12 protein-coding genes are annotated in these 16800 nt (G+C 42.5%); 7 read left to right on the top strand and 5 right to left on the bottom strand.

Going from position 1 to position 16800, the window contains the following annotated elements; all coding sequences use genetic code 11:
* Positions 1–16 precede the first annotated feature (16 nt).
* Entirely contained in the window at positions 17–1120 is a 1104-nt protein-coding gene (locus K0H61_RS14695; RefSeq protein ID WP_220050233.1) for a GDSL-type esterase/lipase family protein, read from the top strand.
* 1006 nt (positions 1121–2126) lie between these two features.
* On the opposite strand, the gene K0H61_RS14690 is transcribed toward K0H61_RS14695, so the two are convergent.
* The 4 genes from K0H61_RS14690 to K0H61_RS14675 form a co-directional block, all read right to left on the bottom strand.
* Positions 2127–3017 (bottom strand): hypothetical protein, encoded by an 891-nt coding sequence (locus K0H61_RS14690; RefSeq protein ID WP_220050232.1) that lies wholly within the window; start codon positions 3015–3017, stop codon positions 2127–2129.
* Positions 3014–4810: an ORC-CDC6 family AAA ATPase gene (locus tag K0H61_RS14685; protein WP_220050231.1), complete on the bottom strand. Its 1797-nt coding sequence runs from the start codon at positions 4808–4810 to the stop codon at positions 3014–3016. Before K0H61_RS14685 ends, K0H61_RS14690 begins: the two co-directional genes overlap by 4 nt.
* Before the next feature lies 1 nt (position 4811).
* On the bottom strand, positions 4812–6071 hold the full coding sequence (locus K0H61_RS14680) for a metallophosphoesterase family protein (RefSeq protein WP_220050230.1): 1260 nt from the start codon (positions 6069–6071) through the stop codon (positions 4812–4814).
* 130 nt (positions 6072–6201) lie between these two features.
* Positions 6202–7104, bottom strand: a complete 903-nt coding sequence (locus K0H61_RS14675) for a nuclease-related domain-containing protein (protein WP_220050229.1) — start codon at positions 7102–7104, stop codon at positions 6202–6204.
* A gap of 411 nt (positions 7105–7515) precedes the next feature.
* Here K0H61_RS14675 and K0H61_RS14670 point away from each other — a divergent pair, with 411 nt between their 5' ends.
* The 3 genes from K0H61_RS14670 to K0H61_RS14660 all read left to right on the top strand — a co-directional run bounded on the left by K0H61_RS14670 (position 7516) and on the right by K0H61_RS14660 (position 10835).
* Complete coding sequence (locus tag K0H61_RS14670; protein WP_220050228.1) at positions 7516–8400, top strand: aldo/keto reductase; 885 nt, start codon at positions 7516–7518, stop codon at positions 8398–8400.
* A 309-nt stretch (positions 8401–8709) separates the two neighbouring features.
* The gene (locus K0H61_RS14665) at positions 8710–9780 is read left to right on the top strand and encodes a DUF4382 domain-containing protein (RefSeq protein ID WP_220050227.1); all 1071 of its coding nucleotides are present in this window, start codon (positions 8710–8712) and stop codon (positions 9778–9780) included.
* Positions 9781–10079: 299 nt separating this feature from the next.
* The gene (locus K0H61_RS14660) at positions 10080–10835 is read left to right on the top strand and encodes a class II aldolase/adducin family protein (protein ID WP_220050226.1); all 756 of its coding nucleotides are present in this window, start codon (positions 10080–10082) and stop codon (positions 10833–10835) included.
* A gap of 135 nt (positions 10836–10970) precedes the next feature.
* On the opposite strand, the gene K0H61_RS14655 is transcribed toward K0H61_RS14660, so the two are convergent.
* Positions 10971–11216: a DUF3297 family protein gene (locus K0H61_RS14655; protein WP_220050225.1), complete on the bottom strand. Its 246-nt coding sequence runs from the start codon at positions 11214–11216 to the stop codon at positions 10971–10973.
* 258 nt (positions 11217–11474) lie between these two features.
* On the opposite strand from K0H61_RS14655, the gene K0H61_RS14650 reads away from it, so the two are divergent.
* From K0H61_RS14650 to K0H61_RS14640, 3 genes are all read left to right on the top strand, one after another.
* Positions 11475–11876 (top strand): ribosome recycling factor family protein, encoded by a 402-nt coding sequence (locus K0H61_RS14650; RefSeq protein WP_220050224.1) that lies wholly within the window; start codon positions 11475–11477, stop codon positions 11874–11876.
* A gap of 291 nt (positions 11877–12167) precedes the next feature.
* A complete protein-coding gene (locus K0H61_RS14645) occupies positions 12168–14303 on the top strand; it encodes a TonB-dependent siderophore receptor (RefSeq protein WP_220050223.1) in 2136 nt (711 codons plus the stop codon).
* Between the two features lie 263 nt (positions 14304–14566).
* On the top strand, positions 14567–16753 hold the full coding sequence (locus K0H61_RS14640) for an OsmC domain/YcaO domain-containing protein (protein ID WP_220050222.1): 2187 nt from the start codon (positions 14567–14569) through the stop codon (positions 16751–16753).
* The last annotated feature ends 47 nt before the right edge of the window (positions 16754–16800 follow it).

The raw sequence follows: 16800 nt of genomic DNA, 5'->3' as shown, positions 1-16800 counted from the left end.
TTTTTAGGGTGAAATTTTGAAATGTATTAAATATTTAATGATGTTAAGTTTCTGGCTTTATTTACAGCCAGCACTGGCATTAACCACTGTGTTACCTAACTCTCCTGCGTTTCTGTATACAGGCAGAATTGATTTCACCCAAGCTGAGCGGCCTTTTATTTCATGGCCTGGCTCGAGTATCAAAGCGAATATTTCGGGTGACACACTCATTTTGATAATGGATGACGACGAAGGGAAAAATTACTTTAATGTGATAGTAAATGGTCGAGATCAGCATCCTGCGGTGATCTCTTTAGAAAAGGGGGAGCATCAATACGATTTGAGTTATTTATTGTCAGAGCTTCAACCTACGGCCACTCACCAAGTTGAGATTTTTAAACGTACCGAAGGACATGAAGGGGGCACTCGATTTTTAGGATTAAAGCTCTCAGACAACGCTAAGCTTCAGGCTGCGCCAAAACCTTTACAGCGCAAGATTGCCTATTTTGGCGACTCTATTACTTCGGGAATGGGTAATGAAGGCGCGGATAATGGCGATGACAAATTAAGCGCTGAGAAAAATCACTATTTATCTTATGCAGCCATGACGGCTCGAAATCTTGGTGCAGAATTTCACTCAATTTCATTGAGCGGTATTGGGTTTATGGTGAGCTGGTTTGACTATGCTATGCCAACCTATTTTGACCAAGTGTCAGCCGTTGGGGATAACAACACCTTATGGGATTTTAACCGTTGGAAGCCTGATGTCGTTGTGGTGAATCTTGGCCAGAATGATTTTTGGATAACCGAAGACAAAAATAAACTTCAGCAGAAGCCAAGCGACAAAGATATCGTAAATGCCTACAAGAGTTTTTTAATGAGCTTAAGAGGGAAGTATCCAAAGGCCAATTTTATTTCAGTGATAGGTAGCATGGATTTAGCGAGAAATGATCACGTTCGATGGGCTGGTCATTTAAAAATGGCTGTGAAGGAATTGAATCAAAATGAGGCCTTTATAAATCAGCCAATTAACTTTATTCAATTCGATTACAATGGATATGATGCACATCCTCGAGTGGCGCAACATTGGTCAAATGCAGAAAAACTAACCAAGACGATACGAGAACTTATGGGATGGTAGCTTCAATCAAGCACTAAACTGTCGAACCAATTTGAGATACTAGCTATCTATGTTTAACTTCTATTTTAGTCATGGTTATAAACTCAATTGCCATACTTTGGGTAATCCTAAATTCAAAAATGAGAGTAAAAAAACTAACTCTGAAATGTCCCCAAGCGACTCTCAGCATCCTTTTCAGGCTCGATTTTGAGCACACGAACTTTGCATGTTAAGACATATTAACTGGTAAGAAAAAATGCCCCGCAACTGCGAGGCGTTCAACTGATGGGGTTCAGTTCCACAAATAGGTGGGAGAAGTCAGCGAGTTCATTCAGAACGATAGTCATATTAGGTTCCACAGATGACAAGCTGATTGCGTGAAAATGAGTGATTTGTGACAGTGAATAATGGCACAAAGTAGTCTACAAGTTGGAGTTTCAAATGGGCGGATTAACTGTAACATCTATGCTCTTTTTGAGGTGTAGCTCGATTTGGACTCTTTTTACCGTTGGATAGGGTCGAGATTACTTATTTATTTTCAATGCGTTAAATATTGTTTCCAACACTAATTGTCCCTATGTCGACATTTTGTATCCGCAAAATGTCGAAAGTTTCCAACTAGGTTTGCAGATACTGTTTTTGGATTTAGATGTGATCCAATGAGTTGGAGAGGTCCACTGTTTCCAACTTGAATAGTTGTTATCAATAGTACGTTATTCAGGTCTAACGTGTGATGAAAGCGAACCCTTAGCGGTTCGCTTTTTTGTTTGTATTCGTTTTAATTCTGCTAAGTTCAGTGCTGCGAATGAGCTTTATATTGGCTTCAACCTGTGGCATTTCCTAATTGCCTGCCGCAGGCTCTCGCACTATTACACCAGTGACACGCCGTGGATACGTCCCTGTAGGCTCTACTAAAACGTCCATGTTTTAGAAGGTCACTGGTGCAACAATGCTGTATCTGGTGCAACCATTGAATGAAGGGTTATGCCTATCCTGAAATTCGCATTTTACTGGAGGCTATTTACCTTTAATTTGCACAAATAGTTTTAATGCTGCATGAAAACCCTATAGATGCCACTATCTCTCTATCTTGGGAGGAATTGGTATCTCTTTCCTCACCACTGACATACCAAACAGAGGTTTCTGGATGTGCAATTGCTGATATTAAAGATGCCGCGAAAAATATTTTTGGTCCAAATGGTAACAGTACCGTTTTAAAACGGTTCTTATGTGAGCTAATTAAAGTATCGAGTGAGTAAATAATTTCTGAAGGACGTTCTACTGTATAGTCAATCAAAGACTCGGTACTAACTGAACTTATGATGTTTGAGTTTTGATCAAGTACATCCGTTTTATACGCATTTTCGATTGAGTCTGGAATATATAACATTGTCTTGGAACTTTCTAAGTACTCAATTGCCCCAATAGCCTTATCACGCTCATAGCCAATACCAACAATCGTCATCACTGGCATACCTGGTTTTAGAGCCCAACCCCTAAAAAAATTCGAAACAGGCTTTACTAAGTTATTGTAAAATCTGCCTTTTGCAGGCGGGGAATATTTGGCAAGAGAATAGACAATTTCAATTATTAGTTTTTTATTTATACATATTATGGCTAGAGTTGAAATTATTTCAGAAAATGTTTTCCTGCTAATTAATGATATGTCAATACATATATTGAAATCTTCTTTTATAGAGTCTGATATCACTTTTTTTATTTTTTCTTTTAAATTAGATTCATCATAGTCATTCACTAATATAAATTTGTTCTCATCAAGTTTATTGTTTTCAAAATCAAAAATATTTCTTTTCAATCCTTTGTATGAGATGAAAAGATCGCTGTTATTAATAGCGTTGATAATTTTATCGCTAGGAATATCTTTGATCTCCTCAACGATATATTTGCTTTTAATCAAAACAAGCTCCTTTGTATTTGAATTTCTTTTATTTCTTCTGAGAGTGATGTTTCCTTGATAATTTTGGAACTCAATATTGTACTAAGATTAATTTGTTTATCCATTCTTACGGGTAATTCGAATCTAGGTGACATAAGGAAAGATAATCTAAACCTCATACCTTTTAAGTTGTCATAAGTTCCAAAGGTATTCTTGGTATCAACAGCAACTATAGCGCCATAGTTCCATGCAATCATGAGAGAGGATTCGATGTCGTTATCAACTTTTTCATCGACCATAAATGTTAAAGGTTGCGCAGCCTTAAACTCCTCATCTATTAGTCTTTTATTAAAATAAGAAGCTATTGTTTCCAGTAGTTCAAATGTAGGGTGGGTTGTAGATAATCCCATGTTCTTTGATAATGGGAGGGTACTTAGCATTGCACAGTATGCATCAGTTGATGTTTTAACTCTGCTTATTTGGTCTGAGTCTGAAATTCTTTTATCTTCTTTTCTGCCAAGTAATGTATTTAATGTGGACATCAACCAACGAGGGTTTCCCTCACTAATTCGTGAAATTGCTTCCCAACCAGTATAAAATTCAGCTAAAGACTTTCGTCCCTTTCGTTTACCGTTAACATTTAAAAATGCATTTCTAAAAGCAACAACAGGTGCTATTTTTCTAACCAAACTTGATGTTGCTAAATCATCGCCAAATTCTCTTTTGATGTTGATTTTATTAGAAGTTATAAATTCTTTAAATGAGCTGTCTTTACTATATAACTCACTGAATTCTTTAATCCAATTTTTTGAGTTATCCTTATAGTTTGGGGTGAATTTTGTTGATCCAAGAACAATTGCAGGGTCTTCAATGTCAAACTTTGCTTTAACTAGGTTTTTACAGAATTCAGCGCTTTCACCATTCTTCACATACCATAGTTCGACTACAGAATAATCATTGATAGAACTTGTTTGTGATTTAATTTCTTGATGAAATCCGCAAGGAACTAATGCGACTTTAAACATGATTTTTTTAGCAGAAGAACGCATATTCTTAATGACGCTATCTAATAAATATTTTGGTGCGATCTCAAATTCATCTAATAATATAGCCCATCGTTGTTCATTTTTTTCTAGTGCGAAATCTATTGCGTTAAATATTGATTCAAGTGTAGTTTTTAAATCAATATGTGCGTACGGTACTTTTTTATTGAACTCAGCAGTATCTAGTTTTTCTACGCCAAATATACTTAAATATCTAGAGTATTCACCTAGCTCATTTAGCGTTTTGTGTAACTCAATTCTTAGTCTCGATAATGAGAATTTATTAGGTTTTATTTTTAATGTTTCAGCAATGGATGTTATAGCTTCATAAATCGCATCTTCTCTCTGAGATAGATATTCTTCCCCAAATTCATCTTTAATTTTTTCTATATAAGTAGTAATGCTCTCTAAAGTATTGATGAAAACATGGGTACAAAATGCAGTATAAGAGAACGACTCTGAGTATTGCTTACTTAGCCCTGCGCTTTCTAATGAGTTAATCATTTCCCCCCAGATGAGATCTCCTGGTACATAAATCCCTTCATAGTCAATTGAGTTTGAATATGAATTTTTCAAATACTCATCCCACTTTGGTAGAGTGTTATTGCTAAGCATTCTCAAGAACGTTGTTTTACCACTCCCTCTAGGACCAACCAAAATTGTATGCCCATTTTGTGCCGTTTCTAAAAATAAAGCAGAAGACACAAAATTCTTGACAATATCCTCACTCTTAAGATGTTTAGCATTGAATGCTTCAAAAATGTTATTCATTTTAAATTTTAGCCCTGTCTAAATAATCGTACTCAAACTGCTCATTCATGCTTATGTCAATATTGTGTTCATCTTGAAGATATATAGATAAAAGCTCTAAATCTTTTGGTAGACATTTTTTTAGTTGGGGCAGTTTTTCTACAACTACATTCCACTGTAATCTATTTACACTATAAACCTCTTTAGCGATAGCGTCTGCTAAATCTTCTAAACATCCAATATCACCAAATCCAATGCCAGTAAATACACCTTCATTTTTACTTTTTGTTAATGACCATTGACTACCTTTCCAACTGTATACATTAAAGTAGCCCTCTAATGTACCTTTTGTTTTTTCCTTATTAATGTCTATTATATAGAATTGATTGGTAAAATTATTTCCTAGGCTTTGTTTATGTGCCGATAAAGTTCCCGCAGCAAATACAACAGTCTTTTTACTCCCAACCGAATGATAGGTTAATTTTGCATGATGTTTGTGGCCATGTATTACGATCCACGAACCATAATTACTCAGCATTTCAATAAGTTTATTACCACCCTTAATAAAATCATATGAACCGGTGCCAAGTTCATCATGTTGTATGGGGTGATGGTGACAAACAAAAATACTTGGTTTTTTATTTTTGTGGTCATAGACGCTTTTAACTGCATCCTCTAACCATTGTAAGGTGGAATTCGCTAAATAACCTCGCTCATAGTCATTTGGCGAGGATGTATGCCGAGCACAACTATTAAAAACAACTAGGCGATAATCAGGATTTGAATCAAATAACAAAAAGTCTGTACCAAAGTAGTGAACTCTTCTCAAATGCGCACTAGATTCATCAAAGGTTGAAAGGTCAACGAGTGGATATGGAGGCTTTAACTGTTTTAAATTTTCGAACAAATCATTGTTATTATTTAGTTCTCTTATTGTATTTTTGGAATGAACATTTAGTCGGCTTTGAACATCATGATTTCCTGTTGCTGTAACTAAGACACTGCATCCTAATTTTATCGCGAGTTCATTTAATTTACTCCAAGCGAAATTCAAAGCACTAATTTCTGAATGAGTTGTTATATCGCCAGGGCAAACTAATAGATCTGCTTTAATATTTTCTCTTTCAATTTTATCTAATAAAGATGACCAGAAGTTATTCTTACTTAACCCATCATTTTCTGAAAATACTAGCCAAGAGGCTCTATCGCCATCAATAACTGCTTCGTTGTTAACAAAGTGAAGATCGCTTACAACTGCAACCCTTAGCGGATTCCCTCCCAAAGTTCCTCTCCTTATTTGTTAGTTACTTTAATAGTCTATGATAACTTGAGTGTCTTTTATTTAAAAATTATTATCAGTTATCGATTTTTAGGAAGTTTAATATGGCGAACTATAGTTTTTTTAATCCATATTACTTACTAACCTCGCTTTTACTTAGGCATCTTTGGGCGACTTGATAGATGATGGTGTCGACTTGTTGCTGGGTTAGGGCTTGGTTTTTGAGTGTTGGGATAGTGCCGACTAGTTGCTTGTGGTTAAGGATCGGGAACGGTGGTTTCGATTGGCTCATGACATACCAGCCGGGGAATACGAGTACTGGGGTTGAGGATACTGGTGTTCCTGTGGCTTTGGTTAACCAGTCACTGACCCACTTTGACTGACGTTCGGCCTGTTCTAAGGGTTTAGTTTCAGTCCACGACGGGAATTGTAATTGCCCCTCTTTATAGAACAGCTTATAACCCTTATTGCTCGCTTCTTTTGTTTTCTTAAGGTCTTTGTGCCGCTTATGGCGTCCCTTGGTTTCAATCGCAAATACGCCGTTTTTGCCTACGGCTAAGTGGTCGATATTAAAGCCGTCGGCTTGAATGTCATGGAACACTTGATAGCCCAAGGCTTGCAGGCCAATCAGTTCATTAGCGGTGGCAATTTCGGCCGTGTGGCCGAGGCGTAGTTTGGTGAGTTTTGAAAACTGCTTCCCTATTTTAAAGCCGCAATAAATCAATCCCATCACAGCGGTGAAGAAAAATAGCCACGGGAAATTACCCACTACGATATGCGCTTTAATGCTGCTTATTGCGAAGGGCATACACACAATCATCAAGCCCAACATTATGTTAGCCATTAAGTCCATTTGCAGATTTTGAATTTGTTGCTGCAAACCAAAGGCGGGGATGCGGATCAACTGCTCGCGATCCACGGGGAGTTTTACTGTGGCATCACGGTGTCTGAGTAGTAGATAGACCAAGCCCACCAGAATGAAGGTGCTGGAGATGATTATTGCGACGGATAAGATATTGCCTTCAAAATCGGTCATTGTCGTCCTTGATGCCTTTGTTTGTGCCCTTATTTGATACCTAGGTCGATGTTCTTATTCGAAGATCGAAAGAGCCAAATGATGCAAAAGGCGCTATGTGCGCTAATCCCTTAATTGCTCATACTTTAACCCGTAGTCAATTCCGCAATCAATCAAAATTAACCAGAAAAATCTTTTTAAATAAAGGCTTGGGTTACTTCCCATATTCGTGGAAGCTGACAATGACTGGGTTATGGGTGCTTATACGGTATTTCGTCAGTCAAACTTTACCTAGCTTGATGCCTTGATGCCTTGATGTTTCTATCGACCTTTCATTAAGGATGCTGGCGAGCTTTGGATCTTAGGCGTAAGCTTTGCGGTACTTTTTACTGTGCCAAGCGAATGTGGCACACACGTTTTGGAGCATTTTCCATGTTACAGCAGATTGTATTGCAGGATGGTTTTTCATTCCCCGCCTTAGGTTTTGGCACTTGTGCCATCGGCGATTGGCAGCAGGATGATGATTATGTAGTGCAGACCATTTTAAAGGCCATTAAGGCGGGATATCGCCATATCGATACCGCCTCTTTGTATGGCAACGAGCGCAGTGTGGGTAAGGCGATTAAGCTGTCGGGCATTCCCCGTGAAGAATTTTTTGTGGTCACTAAAGTGTGGGACTGCGACCAAGGTTTTGAGTCGACTTTAGCCTCAATCGATGCCAGCCTTGCGCGTCTTGAGCTGGATTATATCGACCTGTTTTTAGTGCACTGGCCTGTGCCGAGTAAGACCCGCGAGACTTGGGCGGCGATGGAGCAAAGCGTGGATGCGGGCAAGCTTCGTTACTTAGGTTTGTCGAACTTTAGGCAGTCGGATATTGAGGATTTACTCTCCTTTGCGCGCATTAAACCCGTTTGCAATCAGATTGAATTGCATCCTTATCTGACCCAACAACCTCTATGTGATTATTGTAACGAGAAGGGCATAGTGGTGTCCTGCTGGTCACCTTTAGGAACTGGCACTTGGAGTGGGGTAGAGCTGAGCCAAAAACCGCTGGCCGATGCCGCGATTATTGCCATTGCCGAGCGTTATGGTGTGACTCCGGCGCAGGTTATCCTTAAATGGAATTTGCAGCAGGGACGTATGGCGATCCCAAAGGGCGAGAGCGATAAAAATATTATCGCCAACTTAGGCTTATCGGGCTTCGAATTAACTCTTGATGATATCAATGCAATTAATCAGTTAAACCGAAATCATAGATACGGCGGTAACCCAGATACAGTTTATGAGAGCAATATGAAGATGGCGGTTCCCGCTTAAGGTGATTGCTTAACGTTCCGTTGTTTCACTTTTCGTGATTCGCTTTATTCAAATGCGGTTATTTCGCAGTCCTGCCAACCTAATTAGGGTTAATCAGGTTGGCTTGTTTTCCTCGATAAATTTCCATATTGGTATGGTGGAAATTCGACTTCCATAGCTGCGCATTCTAAACTTCATTCAGTTGTAACTAATATAGTATTCGCGCTGCCTCTTTGGGATTTAAACAATATCTGTGCGCTTTGTTCTTTAGGGTTTGTCTTTAGATATCAATTTTTCGAGCCGATTTTTTTGATCCTAAAGGGAGCTTCTATGAATACTTCATCTACACCTATTGCGGCCATTTTTACTCTAGCATTAACAGGCTGCAATGATTCCACATCTTACCCTGAACACGTTGATATTACTGGCCCCGTTCCCATTAAAAATACTTCTCCGACCTTTTTTCTTGGGGTTTCAGATAGTCCCGGTGATGTAGAGGCCGTCAATATTGTCTTTAAGCAGGTAGTGTTAAAGGGTGACACCAACAGTTATTTCTTTGATGTCGCTGCCGATGGCGGGTATAGGCTTGTCCATCTAATGGAATATCGAGGTGCTAAGGTCGATTATTTAATCGAAGAACAACCGATACCTGCTGGCGAGTACCAAGTTTGTATATATATCCAAAATAATATGGAACCTAATACCAATGGTTCACATGTGAAAACGCGTGATGGCGCCATTTATGGATTAGTTATCGAGAATGAGAGCAACTGTGGTGGAACAGTGGCAGCAGAAAGCGATACAGGCAGCTTTGTTTTTGCTGAAAAGATTTCAATCAACGAACTTCCACGTAACTATGCTTATAATTCCAACCGATTTGTTGCAGATTTTGATTTGTTTAAGGGGTTACAGGAACCTGTTGGAGAACAGGCCTATTGGAGTATTAACAAGAGCAGTGTGGTTCTTGATTATGCGACTAAATTTTCAGTCATTTGGGGCACAGTGAGTGACACTGTTATGGCAGAGTGTGAGGCGGCAGCCTGGGGCTCAGATTTTGTCCATGCAGTTTATTTATACCCTGCGTTTACCTCTTTCGAACAAATGCGTGATTTTAGTCTTGAGGCTGATTCATCTACTGCAGTTTCCCCCATTACTGCAAGTCTTGTTCAAGATATTACAGATGATGATGGCAACATTATTGAGAATTTCTATGTGGTCGATGTTTATGTCCCTGGGGACTATAACTACCAAGATTTGGGGTATACCTGCTTGGCGCAAAATGATGAACTCGCAGTTAGTAATTTGCCAACGGACATTAGCGCCCCTTTCTTTATATTTGCATCGACACCTGAGAGTCTTCTTATTCCAGAGTCTTTCGTTGGTGAGTTTCATTTTAAATGACATCTATGACTATAAATCCAAAAGGTGCCGCCATGCGCAGTTCTAATCGAAGTAATGTTAACAATCTGTTGTCCTAGGCGTAGCTTTTTGCTTGAATAGTGGAGTTTGACCCTGTAGCAGCTTGGCGTTGCAGAATTTAATGACCAAGGATTAATGACTAGGAATTGATAACCAGGAATTAATCACCAGAGTCTCACCTTGAGCTAAGCATTAGGCTTATGGGGGAGTGGGACGCTATCGCGCCAAGTCGGGTTAACTCACACCACCTATTACAACAATAAAGACAAAAGGAATTACCCATGACATCCGCATCCGTAAAAGATCTTGTTAGCGCAGAAGAGTGGCAACAGCGTGTCGACCTTGCCGCCTGCTACCGTTTAGTCGCCCTCTATGGTTGGGACGACCTGATTTTTACCCATATTTCTGCCCGTGTGCCAGGCCCTGAGCACCATTTTCTGATTAATCCTTATGGCATGACCTTCGATGAAATCACCGCTTCTAGCCTAGTGAAGGTCGACCTTAACGGTAACAAGGTGATGGACAGCGAGTACGATATCAATCCTGCGGGCTTTACTATTCACAGTGCAGTGCATGCCGCCCGTGAAAATGCCCTCTGCGTACTGCACACCCACAGCATCAACGGCGTGGCAGTATCGGCGCAAAAAGAAGGGGTGTTGCCTATATCCCAGCAGTCGATTCTGGTGCTGTCATCACTGGGTTACCACGATTACGAAGGTGTGGCGCTGCGCGAAGATGAAAAGCCGCGCTTGGTGCGTGATTTAGGTGATAAGAGCTTTTTGATGCTGCGTAATCATGGTCTGTTGACTGCGGCCTCAACCATTGCCGATGCTTTTGTGAATATGTATTTCTTCGAAGCGACTTGTATGATCCAAGTGCGTGCGCAGGCGGGTGGCGAGCTGACAACAGTGCATCCTGCAATTATCGAAACCGCGCAGGCACAGGCGGCGCAAGTGACGCGCAATATCGGCGGCGCCTTAGCTTGGCCCGCGTTATTACGTAAATTAGATCGCGTTAATCCGGGTTACGCCGACTAAGCGATTGGCTTAAACGGTTAAAAATTCGAATAAAAATCGGGGCACATTCGTAAACTCTTTCGAGTTAACAGTGGGCCCCGATGTGTATGTTGTGCTTTTGGCCTGGTGCTTAAGCTTAAGCCATAGACCGGAAGATTAACGGTAGAAGGCTTCAACCGTACCTTTAATGGTCAACAGTAATGGCTGTCCGCGACGGTCTAAAGATTTGCTTGGGACTTTAACCCAGCCTTCGCTGATGCAGTATTCTTCAACATCGAAACGTTCTTTACCGTTTACACGAATCCCTACGTCGAATTCGAAAACTGCTGCCACGTGGTGCGGGCTGCGTGGGTTAACTGAAAGGCGATCCGGTAATGCTGGTTGTGCTGTAGTGTCAGTCATGATCTTTATCTGTAGTCAGGAAAATTTGCGTTATTGTAGGCAATCGCGTCACGTCACTCAAGGGCACAACTCTCAGGAAGCAAAACTTAAGTCGATGGGCTGAATCTAGCCTCGAACCGGGTAGCACGCTTTGGCTTTGATTGTCGATTTTAGGCCTTACTTTTGATCGTCAATCCGAAAGGGTACACTCAAGCTTTTACAGCCATCCTTGACGCTTAACTGTATGTTCGCCTTAGCAACTATATTGACACCAACCTCATGAATGACAAAGCCAAAGATGAGATAAGCATTCCGCTGCCGTCACTCATTCACCGTATCGGGCGTGAGGCGGTAAAGCATGCGCAAACGCTGGCGCTTCATCATCACTGCGAGCTTAAGCGGGTACGTCGTTCCCGCAATTGGAGTTTGGAGGGCAGTGCGCCTTTGGTTCAGCAATGCTACTTAACGATAAAGGCGCAAAATACTAATAGTGAGTTTACCTTTCTGCTTAAAAAGCTCGATGAAGCCCTTTTAAAACATAGCGATAAGCTAGAACCCTTAGAGGCCAAACTTAAACGACTGGTCGCCGAAAACCCTGCTATTACGCTTGCCGAGCTAATGTCAGTTACCGAGTGTACGCTTGCTGAGGCGCGTATTGCCCGATTTGAAGCTGAGCTGTAAAGCATCGCCTAGAGCTGGATTTGTACCGCCTTTATCTCTCAGCTATTTGAGTGACAACGCCTAATTGAAAATGTCGATGAATGGCTTAAGTTCCCATTAAATTTCCTTTTGTTTATATGGGTTAAAGCACAAATCCCTAAGAAATTCCCCGAAAATTTGATCTAAGCAATGAAATTGAGATTAATTCTCATTAATGGCTTTTCATCCTAAGAATTCGGAGTACAATCCGGCTTATTAGAAATGGTAATCGGAATGGTTATCAATAATTGAATGTTTCGGGAGATCGGGATCATGGTTGGTACACGTCCAACAGTGTTAGGTTTATCTATTCGTAACGCGTTATTTGCCAGCTTACTGCCAATGTCGATGGCATTTGCTGCCAATGCGATGGCTGATGAGGCAAAAGCCGAAGAAAAGCCAATGGAAACAATTGTTGTGACGGCATCAGCCCTGAAGCAATCCGCCCCTATGGCCGAAACGGCGCAGTCGGTAGACATTATCGATCGCAGTGAAATAGAAATGCGCGACATCCAAAAACTGGATGAAACCTTCCGTTATACCGCGGGTTTTACTTCTCCCTACGGCGCAGATAACGACGCCGAATGGATGTACATCCGTGGTTTTGAGCCAAGTGTGCTACTCGATGGTAACCGTTTATACAAAGAAGGCTTCTTTGCTTGGACCGTCGAGACCTTCGGCTTAGACCGTGTTGAGCTGATTAAGGGCGCTTCATCGGTTCTGTACGGCGATGCCATGCCAGGCGGTTTAATTAACGCAGTGCAGAAAAAACCAACCGATATGCCACAGGGCAACATTCATGTGGCGGGGGGTAACAAGGATTATTTAGAACTCGGCGCCGATGTGTCGGGCTGGGTAAATGCCGATGGCAGTCAGCGTTACCGTTTAGTGGCCAAGGTTGACCAAAGCGAAGGTGAACTTGATGGCACTGAATCGGATCGTGTTTATATTGCGCCAAGCTATACCATTGATTTTTCAGAAGACACTTCACTGACTCTGTTATCGACCTTCCTAAAGGACGATGGCGTGCCACAAAATGGTTTCTTCCCGGTTTATGGCAGCCGTTTCGAACTGCCGAACGGTGAGACGATTGACCCATCAACCAACTATGGTGAGCCGGACGAAGATAAGTTTGAGAAGACTCAATTTTCTCTTGGTTATCAGTTACGTCATTACCTCAACGACACTTGGACGCTGAAGCAAAACGCGAACTATGCCCATACCGATTTAGATCTGTATAGCTCGTCTGCCTATGGCTCTGCGTGGGATGTGAACGCAGACCCTTACACCTTAAATCGCTATACCCTAATCAACGACGGTACGGTTGAAAGTTTCACCATCGATAACAACGCGACCGCAGAATGGCAAAACGACAAGTTTGAAAACCGTTTTCTGGTGGGTGTGGATTACCAAAACCACGTGAACGATTTTAAAGGTAATGGTTTAGGCGTTTGGGTTGGTACCGTTGATGCGTTAAATCCAACCTATGGCAACGTGTCTGACTTAACCAGCAGTCTGTACGATAACGAAATTACCAAAAACCAAGTTGGCGTTTACTCGCAATTCCACACTAAGTGGAACGATAGCTGGTTAGCGAACGTGGGTGCCCGTTACGATTGGTTTGACGTTGAAAACAAAGGCCAATTTGAAGATGCGATCGACGATGGTCAATTCTCTTGGAACGCCAGCCTGATGTACCAGGCGGACAACGGTATGTCGCCCTATGTGAGCTACTCAGAATCCTTCTATGTGATGAGCAGCTTAAACTGGCAAACCAATAAGCTGTATGAGCCAGTTGAGAGCAGCCAATACGAAGTGGGTATGAAGTACACCCCTGAGTGGATGAATGGCTACATCAACCTTGCTTGGTTCGACCTAGAGCAAAAAGCCGCGTTAACCAGTGCCTTAACTGACAATGGCGTGTTGTACCAACAGCAGGATGAGCAAAATACCCAAGGTATTGAGATTGAAGCCAAAGTTAAGGCGACAGACAACTTAAGCTTAACTGCAAACTACACCTACTTAGATGCACGTTCGGGTGCGAATGACAGCCGTACCGTAATGGTTCCCCATAATATGGCGAGCGCTTGGGCACATTACGATATGGCGGGTCTGGGTATCGATGGCCTAACCCTTGGTGCGGGTGTGCGTTACACGGGTGCAAGTGTAGATAGCGTTGCTCGCTCTAACAGCAGCGACTGGAGCTTAGTGGTTGACCCGCTCAATTACAGTGTGTCTAGCTATACTGTGTGGGATGCCATGGCAAGCTACGCCTTTAGCTCTAAGTTAAGCCTGCAGCTGAACTTGAATAACCTCGCCGATAAAGAATATGTTGTCGGTTGCGGTTCAGGTACCTGTTACTACGGTGAATCACGCCGTATCAGCGCGAGCCTAAACTACAGCTGGTAAGCCGTAAAATCGGAATAGGTTAAAACAACGCCAACTCCAAACCATGAAGTTGGCGTTTTTTATTGGGTTAGTTTTAGTTTAAAAACAGATGGTTAGTATTGTTGGCGAATAAACCCAAGACTAATGACGTAAAAACACCGATAATTCACCCCCAGAACGATAGTATTGCCGATTGGCAGCGATGGCACAGAGCAACTCAACACAGAGCAACTCAAGATGGCCATTTTGCTGCGCGCAGATCTTAATGAGTGGAATCAATCCCCATGGAAATCAAAGTTAATTTTCTCGATAACCTTAGACTCGAAGCCAAGTTCGATGACTTTACGGTAACGGCCGATCAGCCTATCCGTTACAAGGGCGATGGCACAGCGCCAAGCCCCTTCGACTATTTCTTAGCGTCATCGGCACTGTGCGCCGCCTACTTTGTGAAGGTGTATTGCAAATCCCGCGATATTCCCACTGAGAACATTCGCCTATCGCAAAACAATATCGTTGACCCTGAAGATCGCTATAACCAGATTTTTCAGATCAATGTCGAGCTGCCTGAGGATATTTCCGAGAAAGACCGCGAAGGGATCCTGCGCTCGATTGACCGCTGCACAGTGAAAAAAGTGGTGCAGACGGGACCTGAGTTTAAGGTGCAAACCGTTGAAAACTTAGATGCCGATGCTAACGCTATGCTGATGGGGCAACCTGATGGTGAAGGTAGCACCTATATTCTGGGTAAAGATTTACCGCTTGAGCAAACCATTGCCAATATGACGGCTTTGCTGGCGGACTTGGGGATGAAGATTGAGATCTCCTCATGGCGCAATATCGTACCTAACGTTTGGTCACTGCACATTCGCGACGCTGCATCGCCAATGTGTTTCACCAATGGTAAGGGCGCGACCAAAGAGAGCGCACTGTGTTCGGCGCTGGGCGAGTTTATCGAGCGTCTAAACAATAACTTCTTCTACAACGACCAGTTTTTTGGCGTTGAGATCGCCAATAGCGAGTTCGTGCATTATCCGAATGAAAAGTGGTTTGCTCTCGAAGCTGACGATGCGCTGCCCGAAGGCATTTTAGATGATTACTGCCTCGAGATTTACAATCCAGATGAGGAGCTGTGTGGCTCGCACTTAATCGATACTAACTCGGGCAACACGGATCGTGGTATCTGTGCGATTCCGTACCAGCGTAAATCCGATGGCGAGACAGTGTATTTCCCATCGAACCTGATTGAAAACCTGTTCCTGAGTAATGGCATGAGCGCGGGTAACAACCTGCAGGAAGCCGAAGTGCAGTGTTTATCTGAAATCTTCGAGCGCGCCGTAAAACGTCAAATCATCGAGCAGGAAATCGTGCTGCCGGACGTGCCAATGGCGGTATTAGAAAAATACCCCAGCATTCTTGCGGGCATTAAGGGCTTAGAAGAACAGGGCTTCCCAGTTGTGGTTAAAGATGCCTCACTAGGCGGTCAATTCCCTGTGATGTGCGTGACCCTAATGAACCCGAAAACCGGCGGCGTATTTGCGTCATTCGGTGCCCACCCAAGTTTTGAAGTGGCATTAGAGCGCAGTCTGACCGAATTGCTCCAAGGGCGCAGCTTCGAAGGCTTAAACGATGTGCCAAAACCGACCTTTAACAGCATGGCGGTGAGTGAGCCTGAAAACTTCGTCGAGCACTTTATCGACTCTACTGGCGTGATCTCTTGGCGTTTCTTTAGCAGCAAGCATGATTACGAGTTCTGCGAGTGGGACTTCTCCGGCACTAACGACGAGGAATCTGAGCGTCTGTTCGGCATTCTAGAAGACCTAGGTAAAGAGGTGTATGTAGCCGAATTTACCGAGTTAGGTGCTTCGGCTTGCCGTATTTTAGTGCCTGATTACTCAGAGGTTTACCCGGTTGAAGACCTGATTTGGGACAACACCAACAAGGCGCTAGATTACCGTGAAGATATCCTTAACTTACATTCCCTAAGCACTAAGCAGCTTGCGGGTCTTGTGACACGGTTAGAGGAAAGTCAGCTCGATAACTACACCGACATTCGCACCCTGATTGGCATCGTATTTGATGAAAACACGGTCTGGGGTAAGTTGACGATTATCGAACTTAAGATCCTGATTTATTTGGCGCTCGGTGAGCATGAAGAAGCGTTAGAGCTGGTGGGTGAGTTCCTGCAATTTAACGACAATACCGTTAAACGTAACCTCTTCTATCAGGCGATGAGTGCTGTGCTCGAAGTCACCTTGGATGAAGACCTTGAACTTGAAGACTTTATCCATAATTTCACCCGCATGTTCGGCGAAGAGGTCATGACCGAAGTCGTTGGCAGCGTCAATGGTAAAGTGCGCTTTAGCGGCCTGACTAAGACCAGCATGCAGCTTGAAGGTATCGAGCCGCACCTGCGTCTGATCGAAAGCTATAAGAAGTTACACTCGGCCCGTAAGGCCAAAGCGGGTCTGTAATCCTTAAGCCGTTGAATTAAAAGTTGATGATAAAGCGAACCTTGGCA

The organism is Shewanella acanthi, from assembly GCF_019457475.1.
Classification (GTDB): Bacteria; Pseudomonadota; Gammaproteobacteria; order Enterobacterales; family Shewanellaceae; genus Shewanella; species Shewanella acanthi.
Note: the sequence above shows the minus strand (reverse complement) of the source record. Positions and strands in the feature narration are given on the sequence as shown.